Genomic DNA, 22,718 nt, shown 5'->3' on the forward strand with positions numbered 1-22,718 from the left:
TTATGTAGAACCAACTACCATCGGGATTGATTAAAGAATTATGTTGCCCCAAAAGGTGTTATGGCTCATCAATGCAAGGTTTTGCCGTCAAATACTACCTCTGCCACAATCAGAGCGTGGAGATTTCACGGACAAACCACAGGCACCGACCTTGCAGGATGAACGCCATGACAGGTACCTTTGCAACACAATTCCTATCAAAGCCCGATGGGGTGGTACATGGCAGACAGCATGGTACAGCAGTATGACTGAACGTTACAAGTGGAGAAAAGGCTATAAGAGGTTTTTGCAGTCAAAGGAGAAAAGAGTCCACAAAGTGCAGTATCTACAGGACAAAAACACTTTAGTTTACCTTGGTTAGCTTTTATATATATGCTAACCTAAAGTAAACTGTATATATGTCTGTTTGAAGCTCGAAAACCGTACGGGTCAGCTTACGTCAGAAACAGAAGCACAGAACCATATAAGAGGTTCAAGAAGTCTTTCTTCCTTTGACTGCAAAATATTATCTTTGCACGAATCATAATGGTCCTGTAGGATTTAATATAATTTAACGCTCTTTGTTGAATGCAAGGAAGGAACAGCTTCAATATACTGAATATCAGTAGTATATCATTGTATTGACCCTTAATCTGTAGAAAAGGATGTTATCATACAAAGTAATGTCCATTTGTACTTTTTCTATATGGTTTTATACTTACATTTGCATATCATTTGTACCTTGCTAACAGTAACTAATTGATTATCAATATACTTTATATTTGAGGAAGTTAATTAGTAATTTAATCAAGTTATATTATGAAAAATGGACAATTATCGAAGCGTATCAGCTTATTGTTGTTAATGCTTTGCTCGTTCACCTTTAGCTATGCACAGATATCTGTTAGCGGCAAGGTGATGGATGAGGCTAATGAGCCTGTCATTGGAGCAAATGTGATGTTAAAAGGAGGAAAGACGGGAACGATTACAGATGTGAACGGTATGTTTAAAATCTCTGTTCCGAAACAATCTTCCGTACTTGTAGTTTCGTTTATCGGTTATGCGACTAAGGAAGTAACCGTAGGAAACAAGAAAACACTGAATATTGTACTGAAGGAAGATGGGATTACTTTGGATGAAGTGGTGGCTGTAGGATATGCTACAGTGAAAAAAAGTGACCTGACGGGATCTGTTGCCAAAGTGGATATGGGTGAACTGAACAAAAGCCAGGTTTTGTCTTTTGACCAGGCTTTAGGAGGTCGGGTAGCCGGTGTGCAAGTGGTTACCAGTGACGGACAGCCGGGAGCGGAAGCGAACATTGTGATTCGAGGTAGTAATACGATCTCTGACACGTCGGATGGTACTCCTTTGTACGTAATTGACGGATTTGCTACCGAAGACGCCAATCCGGCTGCATTGAATCCCAATGATATAGAGTCGATAGATGTATTGAAGGATGCATCCGCCACTGCTATTTATGGTGCGCGTGGAGCAAACGGAGTGATTATTATCACAACTAAACGGGGTATGGAAAGTGCTCCACGTGTTACTTATGACGGCTATATTACATATCAGGCAAAACCGGATTTCCTGAATTTGCTGGGAGGACAGGAGTTTGTCGCTTTACAGCAGGAAATACTGAGCTCTTCGGAGATGGCAAAGACTTATTACAGATATGATGAGGCATTGGGACGTAACCGGGTATTGGGAGACTATGCAAATCTTCCTTCAACTGATTGGCAAGATGAAGTGTTCCGTGCTGCTCCGATGACCAACCATCATTTGTCACTGGTAGGAGGAACGAAAAACACCAAATATAGTTCCAGTGTTTCCTACTATAATCAGCAGGGAATTATAGTCAGCTCGTCTTATGAGAGTTTGAAAGCGCGCATGACACTTGACCAGCAGATATCTAAGAAAGTAAAGGCTGGGGTCACGTTTAATTTCTCTAATAATACCTCCAAGGGATCTGCTCCTTCGCAAGGAGGGGGAGGTTCAACTCAGTACTTCTTATATCAAGTGTTGGCCTATCGCCCTATTTTTTATTCGGATTCGGAAGATGCGGAGGATAAATTGTTGCAGGACAATCCGAATTATCCATATAATCCGGTCAAGACTATTGAGAATACCTACTCAAAAACACGTAGCCGTCAGTTGAGTATGAATGCTTATTTGAATTGGGATATTGCTAAGAACCTGACTTTCAGGGCAACGTTTGCTTATAATTGGCGTACGGACCGCAGTGAGACTTTTAATAATGCGGATACTTATTGGGGAGATCCGCGTTATTCAGCCAAACATTCAAACGGTAACTTTAGTTATCGGGAATGGGACGGTTGGTCTAATGAGTATACTTTGACTTATCGGAAGAAGTTCCGGGGACATAATATTACTGCCTTGCTGGGAGGTTCATTGAACAGCCGTACGACTTCCGTGTTGGGAGCCAGTTCTTCTATGGTACCTTGGGATGCGCTTGGCTTTTGGGGAATTTCTAACGGTACGCCTGATAAGCTGAACTCTACTAACTTTGATGATAAGATGGCCTCTTATTTTGCGCGTTTCAACTATGACTGGAAATCACGTTACTTGTTGACTGCCACTGTCCGTGCTGACGGAACATCTCGTTTTCCTTATCATAAGTGGGGCTATTTCCCTTCCGGTTCGTTCGGATGGCGTATTTCAGAAGAAGCATTTATGGAGCCGGCTCGTAAATGGTTGTCTAACTTGAAACTGAGAGCCGGGTGGGGAGCTACCGGTAATTGTAATACTTATCGTAATTATCCGTCACAGTTATTATATTCGGGAGACCAGAATTATGCGTTTAATAATTCGATAGATAATCCGGCTATATATATTTCTCAAATGCCGAATAAAGAAATGAAATGGGAGACAACTTACCAGACAAATATAGGGCTTGATTTTGGCTTGTTCAATAATCGTATCAGTGGTGAGATTGACATTTATAATAAAGAGACTAAGGATTTGCTTCTGAATGCGGATGTTCCTTTGTCCATCGGTTTTGATAAAATACAGCAAAACATAGGAAGTATCCGTAACCGTGGATTGGAAATATCTCTTAATACTGTAAACTTTGCCGGAGAAAGAGGACGTTTTAAATGGACTACCAATTTCAATATATCTTTCAATAAGAGCAAGATTACGGGGCTTTCAGGAGATCAGGATTTTCTGGTATCGGGCATTCAATATCCTACTATTGATAATTTGTATATTGCCCGTGTGGGACATCCGCTCTCGGAAATGTATGGTTATGTGTATGATGGCGTTTATCAGTATGAAGATTTCAATGAAGTGTCTCCGGGAGTCTTTGTTTTGAAAAACGGTATCCCTAATAATACACAGGAACGTAATACGATACAGCCGGGAGATATGAAGTTGCGTGATATCAATGGAGATGGTAAGGTGACGGCGGAAGACCAGACTGTGATCGGACATGGTTTGCCTATCCATACCGGAGGTTTTACAAATAACTTCTCTTATAAGGGATTTGACTTAAGCATATTCTTTCAATGGTCGTACGGTAATGATGTGATTAACTATAACCGTGCCAAACTGGAGGATTTGCGCGGACAGCATACTAATCAACTGGCTTCGGCTATGAATCACTGGACGCCTAGAGTGGATAATGGTGATGGAACATATACGGAGGGTAATTATACCAATTATTTGTGTGCGGTCAATCGTAATCTTACCAATCTGAATACTAGCCGGGTGGTGGAAGATGCGTCTTTCCTACGCCTGAAGAATGTACAATTGGGGTATAATTTTCCGGTGAAACTGATCAAACGTATAGGAATTAGCTCATTACGGTTATATGTCAGTGGGCAGAATCTATGGACTTGGACTAAATACACCGGATATGATCCGGAAGTATCCACTCGTAACTCTGCTTTGACGCGTGGGTTTGATTATTCTGCTTATCCGAAAACTACGTCTTATACGTTCGGCATAAAGCTTGGTTTGTAAAATAATAGATAGTAAAAAAGAACATTATGAAAAATATAATTTATATAGCCGGTTTGGCAATGTTGACCTTTTCATCCTGTGATTTTCTGGAAACGGATATATACGGTAGTTTGGATGAGAAGAACCTTTACCATGATGAAGTCAGTTGCATGGCAGGACTGACAGGTATTTACGATAAACTCGGTGCGGAAGGAACTTATGCCTGCAATCTTTGGGGGGACCTGGACGCCGGAACGGATATATTGGTTTACAACCGTGAGTATGGCAAGGATTACATACAAGTGTCCAATTATAATTTTAATAATACCGATTCTAAAATAGAGCGTGCATGGCAGGATTTATATGAAGGAATCAATCGTGCCAACGATTATATTGCCGCTATTTCTATTCGTACGGATGAAGAGTGTGGTGGAGAGCAAATGAAGTCTATGTTTATTGGTGAAGCAAAAGCATTGAGAGCTCTTTTCTATATGAATCTGGTCGCTTTTTGGGGGGATGTGCCGTTGCGGCTTGAAGTTGTGCGTGATTTATCTCATCAGCAACTGAAAAAGTCTCCGCAAACGGAAATTTATAAGCAAATCATTCAAGATTTGCTGGATGCGGAGAAGGTATGCCGTCCTGCTGATGAATTGAATGCTCCGGGACGTATCTCGAAGACTACCGTACAAGCTTTATTGGCACGTGCTTATATGTGGCAGGCCGGTTATCCGGTAGAAGCTGATACTTGGGAGGAGGCTTTGACATGGGCACGTGAGGTAAAGAGAAGCAATTTGCATCAACTTTATAAGGAGGAAGATGGTGTGAACGGTTACCGGGCTATGTTTATCAATATGTGCTCGAATAAATATGATTTGACTTACCGGGAAAGTATGTTTGAAGTGGAATTCTATGGCAATGGGTTGGATAAAACGAACGAAACCGGACGTGTCGGTTTGTATTTGGGAATCAGTCAGGGGAATCTGACCGATCCGGACTATCCTTTTGCTTATGCCTGGTATGATGGTACACGAATCCTTTTCAAGATGTATGAAGAGAAGGATACGCGTAAATGGTGGAATTTTGGTGATTATAAATATGAAACGGTAAATAATAAGGTAAGGAAAGTGATGTACACTGAACAAGAAAAGAAGAATAAGACAGATGGTAATCCCGGAAAATGGAGGGCGGAATATGATCCTATCCGTCCGTGGGCACGTAATTGTTCTTCCATCAATTTTCCTATCATGCGTTATGCGGATGTCTTATTGATGATTGCCGAGTGTGCCAATGAATTTGAAGGAGGACCTACACAAGAGGCTATTGATGCAGTGAATGAGGTGCGTAGTCGTGCCGGAGTGGATAAAGTCAGTTTAAGTGATTTCTCAGGACAAGAAGAGTTCAGGGAGTTCATTCGCGAGGAGCGTACTAGAGAGCTTTGTTTTGAAGTACCACGCCACATGGAGTTACGCCGATGGGGAAAACAGTATTATCTTGACCGTATCCGGATGTTGAAAGATCAGTCTATAGATGAGCATGGGAGTACAATCGGTTATAGTCTGTCCAGTGTGAAGGCAGTGCCGGGTATCAATATTGCGGACAAACATTTGTATCTGCCTATACCGCAGGCTGAATTGAATACAAATCCCACTTGTGGGCAGAATGAAAACTGGTAATATAAACTTTGTAACAGAATGAAACTATGAATAAGAGATTTTTATATTCGTTGTTATTAATGGCAGGGGGACTGTTCGTCTCCTGTGATCCCGATAAGGTGGATGATATTGATTTTGATGTGAATCTTCGTAATAATGCACAGGAAGTATATGTTGGAGATGAGGTAGTCTTTGATTTTAGTGGAAATCCGGATTATATTGTTTTCTATTCGGGTGAAGATGGGAAAAAATATGCCAATAAAGATCGTTTGAAGGTGGAAGTGGAATCTATGAAACTGTCTTATACCATTAAACAGCAATATACCGAGCCTCCATATCAAAACAGGGCTAGTATACATATTTATATTTCTGAGAATTTTAATGGAGCTTATACAGCCGATGGAATTAATAAAGCTACTTGGGTAGAATTGTCTGGTACGGAAGAAGGACAGTTGAAAGTGCCTACATGTACCGGCAGCAATGTACGTGCTGAAACCGTTTCGGATGAGGCTGATTTTTCTACTTATAAAGATAAAAAGTTTTTTCTGGCATTCCGTTATGAAACTCCGGAAGCTCCTGAACTGAATAAAGACCAGCCCCGTATAGATGTTCAGCCTCTGACTTTGGTAAAGGAAGTGGAAGGTAGCATTATTACAATGACGAATCCTTCTAAAGAGTTTGGTTTCAATTATGTTTATTTGAAGGGGAAGACACAGAAGAATTATGGTGCGGATGACTCAAAGCTATTGTTCCAACCCAAAGAAACGCAAAATGAAGAGATTGACGTGTGGGCTATTAGTCAGCAGATGGATGCGGCATCAGTTGCTCCCGACCAAGGCGAACCGATTAAAGCTTTGGATATGAAATCGCCTTCTTATAGTTATACATATAAGTCTCCGGGTGAGTATACGGTTACGTTTGTGGCTTCGAACACGAATATGTGGAATTCTGAGAGTGCTGTAAAAGAGATGAAAATAACAGTAAAGGAAAGAGTGGAATGATGAAAAAGAGATGTTTATATGTCATCGTGTCTTTTTGGATTGCATTGTCTGCTTCCGCGCAGAATGCCGAAAGAATTTGGGCATTCGACAATTATCATCGTTATTATGAGGAAGGACAGCAGATTAAAGACAGCAAGAAAGAAAAGGCCATAAAGGAATATCGTGAATATTATTCCGGACATGGATACCGGGCTTATTCATTGCCCAAGAACCTGTTGGTTTCTGAAATTCTGAATAAATGGGAGGATACCGGGATATTTACAGATTTGGCGGAAACGGAAAAGGGGATCATGGAGAGTAAAAACCAGGAAAAGATAGGCCTTTTTCTTACGGAAGCATTCAATCGTATATGGAAAATTGCAGAAGAATTCCGTGCAGACCGTATGGGAGTTTCTTTGGATAAAGAAGTTTTCAAAAAATGTCAGAAAGCCATATTGTATTATGGGAATTTGGAAGTGAGCCGAAGTAACCGCGTACATCGTTTCCATGCGTCTTGTTTTGCCATTCCTACTGCCGCTGTAAATACTTATTTCTGTTTCTTTAAGCAAATGGAGGCTGTGGAAAAAGGAAAAAGTAAGGACACAGAGTTGATAGCGGCCTGTGATATGTTGAAAGTATTAGGACTACAAGCATGGACACAGCCGTTACGAGATGATGAGACGGATAAGAATGTGGTTAGTATCAATCGTTTCCGTAATCATGTGTGGTGGGTAGGTGGAAATGCGCTGGCTTATCGTTCTTTGCTTCCTGTTGCAGTAATGTATAAATCTATTCCGATGATTGATGTTTTGGGTGAGGTGGCACAGAGAGGAATCGACTACACATCTCAGAATACATATAAGGATGCATTTTGGACTGAAGGTTGTACGGCGGATGGTGCCGGATGGGGACATGGTATGCAGTGTCTCGTTTGGGGGTATCCGATTGATGGAAATATTTATGCGCTTGACGTGCTCACAGCGTTGAAAAATACTCCGTGGGAGCGTAAGTTGAGTAAACAGAATGTGGAGACCTTATTTAATTTCTTTCGTGGAAGCAGTTGGTTCTACTATAAAGGCTATACATTACCTTATTTGGATCGTGCTACGGCACAATATAATCCGGCGGGCAAAGATATACGTACTTTATTGATGGTCCGTAAGTTATTGAAGGATTGGCTTGATTCCTTTGACAGTAAGCAACGTGAGGAACTGAGAAATTTTCAAAAGGATGCGGAAAAACATCAATTGAAAATGAATGGATATGCAGATGGATTGTATAATGGTACCCGTTGGTTTTTTAATAATGACAAGTTGATAAAGAAGAACGAACGCTATCATATTCTGGTGAATATGGCTTCTGTCCGTTGTGACGGTTTGGAGAGTGCAATCAACTTCGCTGATGAATATAATTTTTATCCGACGGATGGTATGACTCTATTTCAGAGGAAAGGAAATGAATATACAACGGTTATAGGGGCATGGGATGTGACGGCAACTCCCGGAGTCACAGCTCGTGAAGGTATGGACAAACTTGTGCCGACAACTAACTGGCGTGGATATTGTAGCAAGCATAACTTTGCCGGGGCGGCTACTAGTGGTGGTGTGAATGCTGTGGCGGGGTATCTTTTTGAAAAGATGAATGCTGCAGAAAAAGAAGGAGTCAATGATAAGGGAAGTTCTGCGAAGAATGAGGTTCTTTATGGTGTGAAAGCTTATAAATCATATTTCATGTTTGGTGATTATATGTTGGCACTGGGAGCCGGTATCACTAATCAACATCCTCAATTGGAAGGAAATATTCGTACTACAATTGATCAGACTTTGCATGAGAGCCAGGTAGTGGCTATGCAAAACGGAAAGCAGATTCCGGTAGGTAAGGGGAAATGGTCGTTTTTTGTCGGAGGCAAGCCGGTATGGGTAATGCAGCAAGGTAAGTTTGCTTATACGGTGTTGCCGGAGTATACCAAGAATGCCTCTTTTATGTATGAGACAAAAAAGACGGAATGGGTGAAACGTAATCGCTCGAACAGTAATAAAAAGGATTTGCCGGAAGAAGTGAATATTCTTCATTTATGGGTAGATCATTCCCAAACTCCGGTTGATGATACTTATGGTTATGTAGTCTATGCAGGTGATGGAGTGCCTGCTACGGAATTACCATTTGAGGTTCTTCGCAATGATACATTGGTTCAGGCTGCCGGAACTAAAGACGGTAATACGCTAGGAACTGTTTTTTATCAGGCAGGGGCAACTTTGAAAGTAAATGATGTGGAACTTATGGTGTCTGCCCCATGTACGGTATTGATTGAGAAGGATGGGGTAGGGGGACGGATTTCCGTAACTGACGCTACAATGAATCCGGATTTGAAAGAAATAATAGTGACTTACAATGGTAAACGTATTCCGATACAAATGCCTCAAAGGGCTTTCTGTGGGAAGACAGTGACTGTGAATTTATAAATTAACGAAAATAAATGAGATACAATATGAAAAACTATTTGTTTAATGCCGTAATGCTATCAACAATGGCATTTGTACTCGGTGCCTGTAGCGATGATAATTCAGGAGACGAACAAGTATCACAAACACCGATAGTATTAATGGGAAAAGCATATACTTTCAATCCGGAGGATGCCGGAGAACAGTGGAAATCGGGAAAAACGGTCGGCATTTATATGTTGAAAGAGAATACGGTAGAGTGTATTGAACCCTATTGTAATGTGAAATATCAGACAACAGTAATGCCGGAAGGATATTTCACTCCGGCTGTTATGGAGGATGTGATATATTATCCGGAAGATGGCAGTAAAGTGGATATTATTGCTTATTATCCACGTAAAGACAATTTAACGGATAATCTTTATCCGATGAATGTTGCTAACCAGAAGACAAGTTCCAATTTCAGTTTTCTTTATGCAGGTAATGGTAAAGGATTAAGTAAGGATAACAAAAAGACAACGTTACAGCTTCGCCCCGTTTTATCTCAGATTGTGTTTCAATTAAAAGCTGGAGATGGGGTAAAAGATGAGTATTTGACTGAATCTGTCATTAAGGTATCAGGGATGAAAACGAAAGCGGAATTCAATCTGTTGTCCGGGACATTTGAACCGGCAACAGAAGTGAAGACGATAGAGTTTGTGACTTTGACGGATGAGAATGGAGCGTCTGCACAAGTGCTTCCTGCTGCTTCTACCGAAGGATATGAAGCGGAAATTAAATTGCCTAATATGAACCGTACGTTTAACTGGAATCTATCGGAAGGTACAGACTTATTAGAACAGGGAATGCGGTATATTTGTACGGTGAGGGTTGATTTGGATAAAATAGAAGTGAAGACGGAAAGTGAACCGATAGAAGATTGGGAATCGGGAAGTACGAATGAAGGAAGTGCGGCTGAAAATTGGATACAAAATTCTATTGAAGAATTGCCGGTAGGGAATTGGAAAGCGGTTGCTAATCCGATAAAAGAAGAAGAAGGAACTTGGTGTTTTCAGACGAAAGGAACTGTTACTGTAGGAGTAGAGCTGGATAATGAAAAAGGACGGAACGTGATTCACGGAAGTTTTGGTGATGGTGCGGGAAGTTGGTATGGGCAAGTAATAGCTCATCGTATGAAAGATGCTAAACCGCAGGTATATTCATTGCAATTTAATGCAAAAGGTACAAAAGGAAAGAAAATGAAATGTTATATTAAGACTGACGATGCTACGACTGGAGGACGTGCTACTAATGTTTTTATGGCAAACGAGAAAATTCCAGGAGCTAAACCTTATGCTGGATATGTTGAGTTTATCCTTTCTGATACTTATGAGGCTTATTCATTAGATTTTGATTTTTCTAAATTATTAAAAGACCCTTATTCCTATACGGAGGAACATATTTATGAATCAACTTCGAAGGCTCTAGCTGATTTCTTCATTGCCTTTTTCCCGACAGGTGGGGGCATTGAATTCTATCTGGATGATGTTGTGCTTAAAAAGAAAAACTAACCATAATTAAAACAATGCCAATATGAAAAAACAATATATATTAATGGGAGCAGCCATGGTGTTCACTGCTTTATTCGCTTCTTGTAGTCAGGAGAATAACATGGATGAAGCGTTCTCTCAGTCGGAAAAAGAAATTATATTTGATTTGGGTATTTCTCAAACCCGTACGGTAACAATAGATAAGAAAACATCTTTTGAGGATAGTGATCATGTTGGAATCTATGGATTGAAGCGTGGGGCTACAGAAGTCTTACATGATAATCTTGATTATCATTATACTGCAGATAATGGAAAATGGGTTGCTGAATATTCTATCACTTTTCCGATTGATGGCAGTGAGTTGAATTTTTATGCTTATTACCCATATAATGCTGATTTGGAAGGAACAAGTTTTGATTTTTCCGTATCTCAAGACCAATCGAAAGATGGCTATAACCAAAGCGATCTTTTATTGGCAAAGAACGAAATTGCCAGTGTAGACGATGAATCGATAACTTTATCATTTGTGCATAAATTAGCATTGGTAGAAGCTGAAGTGATTTTGCCGGAAGGAGAAGTTATTAAAAATGTAGATATTTGTGCAAAAAGAACAGCTACAGTGAATTTGACCGAACAAACGGCTATAGTAAAGGCTTCTGAGGCAGCGGAATATATTACCATGCAACCTGTTGAAGGAAATGTGTTCCGTGTAGTAGTGCCGGCGCAAAGTATGAGTAAAGGGAAGGTCTTTAGGATTACGGCAGAGGATGGAGCAATTTATTGGTATAAGACAACTGAAAGTATGGAATTGGTAGAGAATAAAATATCAGCTTTCTCTATTGATTGTACGGGCTCATCATTGTAAAATCAAAGATTCTAGTCTATGTTGTCTATGAAATCGATAATGAACAGTATAGCTGCCTTTTTGTGTGCAGGTAGCTTACTGTTCTCTTTTCCATCTACCCTTGTGGCACAGAAATGTTATCCTGTTCCCACTTTGGAGTCGTTGATTCCCCAAAAGGAAGAGTTGGATCAAAGAATGAAATGGTTTGATGAAGTGCGTTTTGGGATGTTTATTCATTGGGGTGTTTATTCTTCTCTGAGTGGTACTTGGAATGGCATACGCTATCAAGGATATGGCGAACATATTCAGCGTATGGCAAAAATACCGATTGCGGAATATCGGGAAAAAGTGGTGGGTACTTTTAATCCACAGCAATTTAGTGCGAAAGAATGGGTAAAGTTGGCAAAGGATGCAGGAATGGGGTATTTGGTGATCACAGCCAAACATCATGATGGTTTTGCCATGTATGATTCGCAGGTAAGTGATTATAATATAGTCAAGGCGACTCCGTTTGGCAGAGATCCAATACGTGAATTGGAAAAAGAGTGCCGGAAAGTAGGATTAAAGTTTGGTTTGTATTATTCTCAGGCCTTTGATTGGGGAGAAAAAGATGCACCGGGTAATGATTGGGATTATAGGAATCCCGGTGGGGATCTGTTATTGAATGGCAGAGACTGGTGGAAAAAAGATTCTCTATTTCTGAAAGAGCATGCCCGAAAATATGTGTGTGGTAAAGCAATACCTCAGTTGGAGGAACTTATTAGGAAATACCGCCCGGATTTGATCTGGTTTGATACTCCGCATAAATTACCGGAAGAGGAAAACTTGCGTATTGTTGCGGCTGTACGTCGGTTAGCTCCTAATGTGGTGATTAATGGAAGGGCTGTTGAGGCTTGTGCGGATTATGCGAGTACTTCCGACAGACCGGCTGAGTTTCATGTAATGCCTCGTTATTGGGAAGGAATCCCTACCACGAATAATTCATTTGCCTATAATGCTAACGATACAGTCTATAAATCCGATGCTCACTTCGTACGTTTATTGGTAAAAGCAGCAGCTCGTGGCGGAAATATTCTAATGAATGTGGGACCTAAAGGGAATGGTGGTATCGATGTGCCGGACAGACGAATTTTGCAAGGAATTGCCCGGTGGTGGAAAATTAATGGCGAAGAGTCAATTCGGGGAACACAACGGACACCGTTGACGGTACAATCTTGGGGAGAGTCGACTTGTAAAGGTGACACGCTTTATTTGCATATCTTTCAATGGCCGCATGAGGGCCGGTTGTTAGTCGGCGGATTGAAAAATCCGGTGAAAAAGGCTTGGTTGCTGTCGGATCCTTCAAAAGAACTTTCGTGGGAGAGTAAAGGAAAAGATGTGTGTTTGGCAGTTCCTCGTGAATGTCCGGATAGTATAGATACGGTCATTGCAGTAGTCTGTGACGGAGAGCCGATGGTGGATGATCGTCGTTTATTGAACGGAGATATGACTGAAACATTGCGCACGTTCGATGCACAGTTGGAAGGAGGGCTACGGTATGGCAGTGAGGCGGAGCGTTTCTCTTATGTGCAGAACTGGAGAGAACTCAAAGACGCCGTGCTTTGGAAAGCTCGTTTAGCGAAAGAAACCGTTTATGATGTGTATGTGCGTTATGCTGCTCCTGAACGTAAAAAGAGTGAACTGATAGAGGGTGATGCCGGTAAGGAATTAAAAAAAGAAACTTTAGGAGGAGCCGGAGAATATGAAATACATTTTGCAAATCAGAAAATGACTCATGTTGTTTCGCAGGGAGACTTTATTCGTGAACATATCGGACAAATTACATTACCTGCCGGAGATTTGGATATTCGTGTAAAGGCTGGTGATATCAAAGGAGATGAACTTTTCCGTTTGCGTTCCTTGATATTGGTTCCTGTTAACTCTAAATAAATGATGGCCCTATGAATGTAAAATATTTGCTCTTCTTTTTATTGATGGGGGGAATGATATCTTGCCAATCGTCCGACGAATATAGTGAAGAGACACAAGAACCGAAGAAAGAGCAAGAGGAAGAAAGTACTTGCCAGGCTTGGCAGGATTTTGTATCTCGAAGTGAGCGGAATGTGTTATTGGATTTTTCATACGCCGGATACAAACGTGGAGAAATGGCTCCGCCGGATATTTGGACTCTAGGTTATAAAAAATATGATATAACGAAATATGGGGCTGTTCCCGATGATGGCAAATCGGATCGGGCGGCTTTTATGAGAGTATTGGAGGAAATTGGAATTAATCATAATCCGAATGCCAGGGCGATTATTTATTTTCCGGAAGGTGAGTTTGTTTTGTATGATGAAAATGATAAAGTTGACGGAAAGTCGGAAACAATGCAAATCAGGGCTGGAAATCTGGTTCTGAAAGGAGCCGGAAGGGCTAAAACCTCTATCGTGATGAAAGCACCTTATCAGCCTTTGGAGGGACTGGACTATGCGGGACCAATGATTGAATTTAAACATTGGAGTGGGTTTACTCCGGAATTGTCTGACATCGTCGGGGATGCGGTTAAAGGAAGTTTCTCGATAGAAGTGGCTTCTGCCAGTGGACTTTCTGCCGGTGATTGGGTATGTTTGAAATTGGAAGATAACTCACCGGAACTGATAGCACAGGAGTTAAAACCGTATGCGGTATCTGCGCAAATGACACAACTTAGAAATAAGGGGGTGCAAGTGTATGATATTCATCAGGTAAAGTCTGTTCGGGGGAATAAGGTCACTTTCTTTGAACCACTCTTATACGGAGTGGAGAAAAAGTGGAAATGGAAACTTTGCCGTTATAACTATTATGAAAATATTGGTATAGAAGATATGAGTTTTTATGGAAATGCTCCTAAAGAATTCATTCATGACCAGTGGGCTATAAATTCTGCCTATAAACCGATAAACTTTCATCGTATAGCTAATTCATGGGTACGTAGAGTCGATTTTTATAGTGTGAGTGAAGCTGTAACATTTACGGAATGTGCCAATGTATCTGCCTATGATATTCGCATAGGGGGGAATCGTGGACATTGCGCTGTGCATACGTCAGGATCTTCCCGTGTGTTAATAGCGGATGTGGTGGATGAGGGAGAATCTTCTACAATGAAGGATGCCGGACAATGGCACGCAGTCGGGGTCAGTAAGCATTCCTTAGGTACGGTTATCAAGAATTGCGTTTGGGGAAGGGATACTAATTTCGAATCTCATGCCACGCAGCCACGTGCTACCTTGATTGACGGTTGTTCGGGAGGATTCATACAATTTCATCAGGGAGGGGCTACCGATCAGTTACCCAACCATTTGGATGATCTTACTCTTTGGAACTTTAAAGCTACTTATGTACTTCCGGGAGAGGCTGTTGAATGGAAGTGGTGGAATGAAGAACGTGATTGGAAATTTCTTCCGCCTACGATTGTAGGTTTTCATGGGGCGGATGTACAGTTTGTTGCTTCTCAGGTTAAAATAGATCAAGATCATGGAAAAGCTGTAACTCCGTGGTCTCTTTACGAAGCGCAATTACAACGTAGACTAGGATATTTGCCTGATATCAGTTATTTGAAATGAAAGTTTTATATTTAAGATTAGATATAACCTTGCTAAGTCTCTTTAAATGCGACGGACTATGTAGTCCGTCGTTTTTTATAAATGCCTTTATTCCGTCCTCTTGCAAGCATTTGCCTGAAAGAACTCATTCAATGTATCCTCAAAGTTCCCATGAATGAGAATATGATGATTTCCCAACGGATTTTTTAAGAAATACTCGGCAGGAGTATTCATCCGTATGCGTACCTGTGTGCGGCACATATTGATATAATTTGTATTTTCGGATAACGTTCCCGTAGACAGATAATATTCGTCGAGGCATTCGCCACCGCATTTGACGATAGTCACGTCTCCGGTGGGAAGCAACCCCTGAATGGCGATCCCCTTTTCTGTTTCAAAATGGTTGCGGATGATATATCTTTCCGCCTGTTTGAGACCGATGGTGCAATGAGCTAAAATAAGTTCGTTGGTGCGTGAATTGATCATAGAGGGATTTGCCATGAATCCGTCCTTTTTGGTGAGCGCTTTAACAGCCAGCAAGGTGAAGATAGACTGCAAGTCGCCTTCGCAACCCGCCATGATTCCATCATCATTAAGTAAGGATAATGCCAGGCAGCCGGTAGTGTCGATTTGTTCAATCAGTTTGAAGCAACTTAAAGTCAATGCTTCCAACCGTTCCTCCTCGCATACCTTCTTGATGGCCCGGTATAATCGCATCGCTTTGATTAAATCTTCGGGAGTGCCTTCACGACAGGCAAGCGCCTGTGAAGCGACTGCGGCACAGGAGGCGCCTACTTCATCATCCGTTATTTGTTGGAAATGTTCATAAATCCGTTCCAATGGAATATCCATATATTCAATACCCCAGCGACGTTTTGCCAAAAGATAGTCAACATTGCTGGCAACCAGCCATGAAGAAGGAGTTCCGATGACTCCGATACGCTTGCCGAATAAAGAACGTTGTGCCTGGAAATTATTGTAAAGTGTATGGATACGCTGGATGATGACCGGTAATTCCCCGTGCAGGATTTCACTTTTCATGCCGCGTCCCCGTAACCATGTGGAGATTTCCAAAGCCGCAGCCAGCGAGTTCTGCATACCGTCTGCCAGTAAAATAGCGGGGCGGGGAAGGCTTTCGAAGTGTTGGATGACCAGCCGTTCCACTCCGCCGGTAGCGATAAAAATAATCTTGAAATCATCACTGTTCAGTTTATTCATATCTTGATAATCGATGAATTTTACAGTGTAGTATTTTTCAAGTTCACTCAAAATCGCTTCGTGTGAACTACGCAATGAGACTTGTTTATGAAGCAGTGACGCGAATGAGATAAGGTGTATGGTCATTATGGTATTGTTTTAAGTTTTCTGTGTGACAAATGTATAGCTTTCTTTTCAAAATCCCATAACGATTTTAACCTTGCTAAGGTTTTTAAAGTTTTTATGTCTCTGTATTCAAATTATTGCGTACATTTGCAACTTCAAGTAGAAAAAGTAAATAGTAATTAGTAATTTGTAGTTAAAATTATGCCAACCATATCCATTCGCGGAAACGAGATGCCTGCATCTCCTATCAGAAAACTGGCTCCTTTGGCAGACGCTGCCAAGCAACGGGGAGTCCATGTGTTTCACCTGAATATTGGACAGCCTGACCTGCCCACTCCTCAGGCCGCGATTGATGCGATACGCAATATTGACCGTAAAGTGCTGGAGTATAGTCCTAGTGCAGGTTATCGTAGTTATCGCGAGAAACTAGTGGGATATTATGCCAAGTTCAATATCAATCTTACAGCAGACGATATAATCATTACCTCAGGAGGTTCGGAAGCGGTGCTTTTCTCTTTCCTTTCCTGTCTGAATCCGGGTGATGAGATTATCGTTCCGGAGCCGGCATATGCTAACTATATGGCGTTTGCTATTTCTGCAGGCGCGAAGATTCGTACGATTGCCACAACCATCGAAGAAGGTTTCTCACTTCCCAAAGTCGAGAAGTTCGAAGAGTTGATAAATGAACGTACGAAAGCAATCCTGATTTGTAATCCGAACAACCCGACTGGATATCTCTATACACGTCGTGAGATGAATCAGATTCGTGATTTGGTGAAGAAATATGACTTATTCCTTTTCTCCGATGAGGTATATCGCGAATTCATATACACCGGTTCTCCTTATATCTCCGCTTGCCATCTGGAAGGTATCGAGAATAATGTGGTACTGATTGACTCCGTATCAAAGCGTTATTCGGAATGCGGTATCCGTATCGGTGCGCTGATTACCAAAAATAAAGAGATACGTGATGCTGTCATGAAGTTCTGTCAGGCTCGTCTGAGTCCTCCGTTGATTGGTCAGATTGCCGCTGAGGCTTCTTTGGATGCTCCCGAAGAATACTCACGCGAGACGTATGACGAGTATGTGGAACGTCGTAAATGCCTGATTGACGGGTTGAACCGTATTCCGGGTGTTTATTCGCCCATCCCGATGGGGGCTTTCTATACAGTGGCAAAACTTCCGGTGGATGATTCCGACAAATTCTGTGCATGGTGCCTTTCCGATTTCGAATACGAAGGTCAGACGGTATTCATGGCTCCCGCTTCCGGTTTCTACACAACTCCGGGTTCGGGTATCAATGAAGTGCGTATTGCATATGTATTAAAGAAAGAAGATTTAACCCGTGCGCTTTTTGTTCTCCAGAAGGCTTTGGAAGCGTATCCGGGAAGAACGGAATAAAAGTCTATGTCCTTATCACTTTTCATAGCTCAGCGCATCTACCGCGAAAGCGATGGCGGAAAACAGGTGTCACGTCCTGCAGTGCTCATCGCAATGGCGGGTATTGCTATCGGACTGGCTGTTATGATTATAGCAGTGGCGGTCGTTATCGGCTTTAAAAGTGAAGTGAGAAATAAAGTCATTGGATTCGGATCGCATATCCAGATAACTAATCTGGATGCGGTCAGTTCTTACGAAACCCATCCGATTGTAGTGGGAGATAGTATGATGTCGGCGCTTGCCGGTTATCCGGAGATAAGCCATGTACAGCGTTTTTCTACCAAACCGGGTATGATAAAGACGGACGATGCCTTTCAAGGAATGGTACTGAAAGGGGTAGGTCCGGAGTTTGACCCCCGTTTTCTGCAAGAATATCTGGTGGAAGGAGAGATTCCTGTTTTCAGTGATTCGGTTTCCAGCAACCGGGTACTTATCTCCAAGTCTTTGGCTACAAAGATGAAGTTGAAGTTGGGGGATAAGATATATACCTATTATATTCAGGATGATGTCCGTGCGCGCAGGTTGACTATTGCCGGAATTTATCAGACAAATTTCTCCGAATACGATAATCTTTTTTTATTGACCGACCTCAGTCTGGTGAATCGGTTGAACGGTTGGCAGCCGGAGCAGGTGACAGGGGTGGAGCTTCAGCTGAAAGACTATGATAAGCTGGAAGATACGACGTATGAAATCGCAATCGATACCGATAACCGGAAAGACGAATATGGAGGTACGTATTATGTGCGCAGTATCGAACAGTTGAATCCACAGATATTTGCATGGCTTGACTTGTTGGATCTGAATGTGTGGGTGATTTTGTTTCTGATGATAGGTGTTGCCGGTTTTACCATGATTTCCGGTTTGCTGATTATCATTATCGAACGTACGAATATGATTGGTATCCTAAAAGCTTTGGGTGCCACTAATTTTACAATCCGCAAAACTTTCCTTTGGTTTGCTGTTTTCCTGATAGGCAAAGGTATGCTTTGGGGGAATGTTATCGGTCTGGCATTCTGCATTCTTCAGTCCCGGTTCGGCATTTTCAAACTCGATCCGGAGACTTATTACGTAGATACGGTTCCGGTATCTTTCAATATTATCCTTTTCCTGCTGATTAATATCGGCACACTGCTGGCTGCTGTCCTGATGCTGATAGGTCCTTCATATCTGATAACCAAGATCAACCCTGCCAACTCTATGAGATATGAGTAGTTTATCTTCTCATGAAATCTCCTTTACCCCGCAATAGACGACAGAGCTTGAACTTCAACGACTGCAACGGTTGCAGGATATCGAATACTGGCAATGAGAAATAATATTTCCGGTTGCCGCCCATATCTTTGGCTGTTTGGTTAATGACAATGGCTTGCACCGTGTAGCGAATCAGCCATAGTAATAATGCGATACCTGCTACTAACCAGTGGAAATCGAGAATGCCTAATACGATACCTGCAATGCAAGTGGCGTAAAATAACAGGCGTGATAGGGTTTCAAAGCCTAATAGGTAGCGTTGTGCCCCATGATAAAAGCGTGCGGTGGCCATATAACTGACCTTTTCTTCTTTCCAGTCTTTGTAACGGTAGACAGGCTGTATCCGCATGGTTGCGTTGAAATCCGTTTCTACACGGGTGTTACTGCTGTTGGCTATTTGATTGATGAACAGGTCATCTTCTCCGCGTTGAAGGTTCAGGTAGCTTGAAAATCCTTTTTGCTTGAAGAATAATTCTTTCCGGTAGGCAAGATTACGTCCGATGCCCATATATGGCTTTCCGGCCAGGGCAAGACCTAAGTAACGCAATGACTGGAAGAGTGTGTCGAAAGCGACACGTTTGTGCAACCATCCTTTTGTCCGGTCATACTCGCTATATCCTAACACAACTTGTGTCTGTGATGTAAAATTGCGTGCCATCAGCTTTAACCAATCCTTGCTTGCCGGTATACAGTTTGTTTCCGTGAATACGAGCCAATCATATTTGCTGGCTTTGATACCTAATGTCAGCGCTAATTTCTTATGACTGATATAACGTGCGCTGTCGGGAGTAAAACTATGGTAAAGATGAGGGTATTTTTCCTCCATGAATCCCAATACATCCTCTGTCTCGTCGGTGGAAGCGTCATTGATTACAATGACTTCGAACTGGGGATAGTCCTGTTCCAGAATGGCAGGAAGGACTTTACGCAGATTGTCGGCTTCGTTGCGTGCGCAAAGAATGACGGAAAGGGGCGGCAATTCCCGCGTGAAATGAGTTTCTTCCTTGCGTACAGCTTTGTTATGCGAATGTATCCGGTTGTATAAACCGAGATAATAAATAACTTGGATGATAAAGAGAACTCCTGCCGCTGACAATAATATCAGCTCGGCAGTATTGAATGTAAATGCTTCCATTGAATTTTAGTGTCGTTTTACGACTGCAAAAGTACGCAAATTTTCGGTAGTTTCGTCATCCGGAAGGTAGGTTATTTTATGAATCCAGGTATTCTTTCTTGAACATATTGACGAACAGAAAAAATAACGAGAGTAATAACGGACCGAAGATGATTCCCATAAATCCGAATAACGGCAGACCGATCACAACTCCGAAGATTGTAATCAACGGATGTGTATCCGCCATCTTCTTTTGAAGAATGAAGCGAATCAGGTTGTCGGACTGCGATACGACAATGGCTCCGTAGGCGAAAAGTCCGATTGCATGAAACCAGTCTCCGCTGATAGCCAGATAAGCGGAGACGGGAAACCACACTAATGCGGTGCCTACCATCGGGATGATGGTAGCGAAGCAGGTGAGGAAACCTAGCAGTAAGACGCTGGGGGCTCCGAAAATGAGATAGCCTATCATGGCAATGCCTCCCTGAATAATGGCCAGCAGTGGAATACCGATCGCATTGGAGCGCACGATCATGTTGATTTCATGAATAACTTCCCGCGTGTTCGTTTCATTGAACGGGAGAATATCATTGATATATGCTTCCATCTTTTTACCTCCTATCAGCATGAAGTAAAGAACAAATATCATGACGAACAGATTGACGGCGAGACTGCTGATACTTGACATAATCAGTTGTCCGATTCGTGGAAGGATGGAGACTATGAACGACAACGTATCTTTCCCTAATACATCGTATCCTGTCTTTTCTTTGATAAATCCTGCTACTTGCTGGATGGGCTCTACGAATGTCTGCGGAGCCAGATTGATGTCTTGAAGTTTGTTTACTATCATCCAGATGGTCAGTCCGAGAGGCACAAGGAATACAAAAATGGTTTCTGCCGTGATCAGTAATGCGCTGATACTGCGTTTCATTTTCTTCTTTTCCGTCAGATGATGCATCTGCGTGCGTACTAATATGTAAATGGTAAATGCTCCCAGCAACCCTCCCAAAAAAGGAGTGATTTGCCGGAAGATGATAACTCCCATAAACAGAATGATGACAATGAGGGAATATTTCCAGTATTGTTCTTTGAGATTCATATTGTGTAAGTAATTCGTTTATATAATAAACACAAAAAATCCCGGAAAGGTTTGCTGCCCTATGCTATATATCTGAGTCACGCTATCGGGCATTCGTTAATATCCGATAGATTTATGTTAAATGTTAACGAATCTACTATTTCTATTAAACCATGTTATAAGACACGTTGCTTTTTCCGGAAAATTTGGAGATATGCAGAAAGTCCGTATCTTTATTATCCCGTCTGATTATCAACTTATTAGAGAGTTGGTTATTAAATATTGTGCTAAATATCTCATTTCAACCGCTACAAAGATAAACTTTTTAGTCTATTCACTAAGTAAAATTAAATAAGAAATCACTTGGACACTTCCCAACCTCCTTTCAGTTGAGGGTAGTATGTCAACATCCTCATTCATTGTTCTTCTTATAGAAGCAATAATTCCATTCTGTTGCCATCTGCCACCTTATCCTTTTCTTTCAAGATGAACATATACCTCAATAATTCAGAATGTATGTTTTGCATTAGCTTTACCTGATTCTTATCAGTAACTTTGCTGTAGATAAATCAATTAACAACCTATCTATTTTCACACAAATATGCAAGTAACACCAAAGAAGAGTACCGTGATTCCTTATTTACCACAAGAGATTAGAGAGACCACATATACAGATATTATATACAGACCTGTGACAAGGGAGATGTTAGAACAACTATTCTCAAATTCATCTAAGAAGAATAAATGCAAATTGGTAAAGAAGAGAAGGAAGTAAATTAAAGGCAGCAAGTGAAACTCAAATGCTGCCTTTAATAATTAATAGTTGTATCTCTTACTTAATTATCAGAATGAATAGGAAGATAAGAATTACATCAGGATTTTCTTACTCATCTTTGCGATAAACACATAAGTCAGTCACGGTTACGTCAGGCAGAATATCTTCGGGGATTAGCTTAGCAGATTCACCCAAACTTGCCGAACCAGCTTTGCTTTTGCCTTGTTCAGTTAGAATATCCCCACCTTCACCCATCCACCAACCAAATGCGTGGATTTTGCCAATTGAAATAGAAACTCCATAATTCCAGTCCATTGCTTCTCCGCCTTCTGCTTTCGCTCCCTCCAATTTCACAAAATCCCGCATGAACATTCCTGTCCGAGCACCGTTTGTCATTGATATTCTAGGTGAATATATGTGTAACATCACGATAGGAGCTTTTGCACCATTTAAAGAGAAACTTGCAATCTTCTCTTCATCCCAGTAGAGGGTATAATCGTACACAGTCATTCCGCTTGATTCATCTACATAGGATTCTTTCTTTACTTTATTATACAACCCTTCATCACTTTCCGACATATCTTTGAAAGGCTTCATCATTTTCAAACTACTTACTCCGGCTTCGGTCAAGACAAAAGTTTTGGCATTGTTTGGCTGTACCGCATTTTCTACAACCGATACTGAATCCGAAGATGTTTCGGAATAGGTAGACTTGGCTTTATTACCGTTACAGGCAACTAACACCATTGTTGCAACGCTGATTAAAAATAAATTCTTCATATTGAT

The 22,718-nt window shown here is 41.5% G+C and carries 15 protein-coding genes; 11 read left to right on the forward strand and 4 right to left on the reverse strand.

The window, feature by feature from the left end; genetic code table 11:
* Positions 1–40: 40 nt before the first annotated feature.
* From ACNOGP_RS11880 to ACNOGP_RS11920, 9 genes are all read left to right on the forward strand, one after another.
* Entirely contained in the window at positions 41–361 is a 321-nt protein-coding gene (locus tag ACNOGP_RS11880) for a hypothetical protein (protein ID WP_004319902.1), read from the forward strand.
* A gap of 437 nt (positions 362–798) precedes the next feature.
* Entirely contained in the window at positions 799–3,963 is a 3,165-nt protein-coding gene (locus ACNOGP_RS11885; protein ID WP_418212876.1) for a SusC/RagA family TonB-linked outer membrane protein, read from the forward strand.
* Between the two features lie 26 nt (positions 3,964–3,989).
* Positions 3,990–5,615 carry a RagB/SusD family nutrient uptake outer membrane protein gene (locus ACNOGP_RS11890; protein WP_418212877.1) on the forward strand — a complete coding sequence of 542 codons (1,626 nt, stop codon included), beginning with the start codon at positions 3,990–3,992 and terminating at the stop codon, positions 5,613–5,615.
* A gap of 26 nt (positions 5,616–5,641) precedes the next feature.
* On the forward strand, positions 5,642–6,595 hold the full coding sequence (locus ACNOGP_RS11895; protein WP_272720482.1) for a DUF5017 domain-containing protein: 954 nt from the start codon (positions 5,642–5,644) through the stop codon (positions 6,593–6,595).
* Positions 6,592–9,036, forward strand: a complete 2,445-nt coding sequence (locus ACNOGP_RS11900) for a polysaccharide lyase family 8 super-sandwich domain-containing protein (RefSeq protein ID WP_418212878.1) — start codon at positions 6,592–6,594, stop codon at positions 9,034–9,036. The genes ACNOGP_RS11895 and ACNOGP_RS11900 overlap by 4 nt, the downstream gene beginning before the upstream one ends.
* Positions 9,037–9,062: 26 nt before the next feature.
* Positions 9,063–10,565: a fimbrillin family protein gene (locus ACNOGP_RS11905; protein WP_418212879.1), complete on the forward strand. Its 1,503-nt coding sequence runs from the start codon at positions 9,063–9,065 to the stop codon at positions 10,563–10,565.
* A 22-nt stretch (positions 10,566–10,587) separates the two neighbouring features.
* On the forward strand, positions 10,588–11,409 hold the full coding sequence (locus ACNOGP_RS11910; RefSeq protein WP_287668928.1) for a fimbrillin family protein: 822 nt from the start codon (positions 10,588–10,590) through the stop codon (positions 11,407–11,409).
* 27 nt (positions 11,410–11,436) lie between these two features.
* Positions 11,437–13,317, forward strand: coding sequence for an alpha-L-fucosidase (locus ACNOGP_RS11915; RefSeq protein ID WP_418212880.1), 1,881 nt, complete (start codon positions 11,437–11,439; stop codon positions 13,315–13,317).
* An 11-nt stretch (positions 13,318–13,328) separates the two neighbouring features.
* Positions 13,329–14,969, forward strand: coding sequence for a DUF4955 domain-containing protein (locus tag ACNOGP_RS11920; protein ID WP_287668934.1), 1,641 nt, complete (start codon positions 13,329–13,331; stop codon positions 14,967–14,969).
* Positions 14,970–15,056: 87 nt separating this feature from the next.
* Here ACNOGP_RS11920 and ACNOGP_RS11925 read toward each other — a convergent pair whose 3' ends face one another.
* Positions 15,057–16,292 (reverse strand): fucose isomerase, encoded by a 1,236-nt coding sequence (locus tag ACNOGP_RS11925; RefSeq protein ID WP_418212881.1) that lies wholly within the window; start codon positions 16,290–16,292, stop codon positions 15,057–15,059.
* Between the two features lie 180 nt (positions 16,293–16,472).
* On the opposite strand from ACNOGP_RS11925, the gene ACNOGP_RS11930 reads away from it, so the two are divergent.
* Both ACNOGP_RS11930 and ACNOGP_RS11935 read left to right on the forward strand, forming a co-directional pair.
* The gene (locus tag ACNOGP_RS11930; RefSeq protein WP_007757808.1) at positions 16,473–17,672 is read left to right on the forward strand and encodes a pyridoxal phosphate-dependent aminotransferase; all 1,200 of its coding nucleotides are present in this window, start codon (positions 16,473–16,475) and stop codon (positions 17,670–17,672) included.
* A gap of 6 nt (positions 17,673–17,678) precedes the next feature.
* Positions 17,679–18,923 (forward strand): ABC transporter permease, encoded by a 1,245-nt coding sequence (locus tag ACNOGP_RS11935; protein ID WP_418212882.1) that lies wholly within the window; start codon positions 17,679–17,681, stop codon positions 18,921–18,923.
* A gap of 1 nt (position 18,924) precedes the next feature.
* Here the strand turns inward: ACNOGP_RS11935 and ACNOGP_RS11940 are convergent, their stop codons facing one another.
* From ACNOGP_RS11940 to ACNOGP_RS11950, 3 genes are all read right to left on the reverse strand, one after another.
* Positions 18,925–20,097: a glycosyltransferase gene (locus tag ACNOGP_RS11940; protein ID WP_418212883.1), complete on the reverse strand. Its 1,173-nt coding sequence runs from the start codon at positions 20,095–20,097 to the stop codon at positions 18,925–18,927.
* A 76-nt stretch (positions 20,098–20,173) separates the two neighbouring features.
* Positions 20,174–21,178, reverse strand: coding sequence for an AI-2E family transporter (locus ACNOGP_RS11945; protein ID WP_272720473.1), 1,005 nt, complete (start codon positions 21,176–21,178; stop codon positions 20,174–20,176).
* An 862-nt stretch (positions 21,179–22,040) separates the two neighbouring features.
* Positions 22,041–22,712, reverse strand: coding sequence for a hypothetical protein (locus tag ACNOGP_RS11950; protein ID WP_418212884.1), 672 nt, complete (start codon positions 22,710–22,712; stop codon positions 22,041–22,043).
* Positions 22,713–22,718 lie beyond the last annotated feature (6 nt).

The organism is Bacteroides difficilis (genome assembly GCF_048319815.1).
Taxonomy (GTDB): domain Bacteria; phylum Bacteroidota; class Bacteroidia; order Bacteroidales; family Bacteroidaceae; genus Bacteroides; species Bacteroides zhangwenhongii.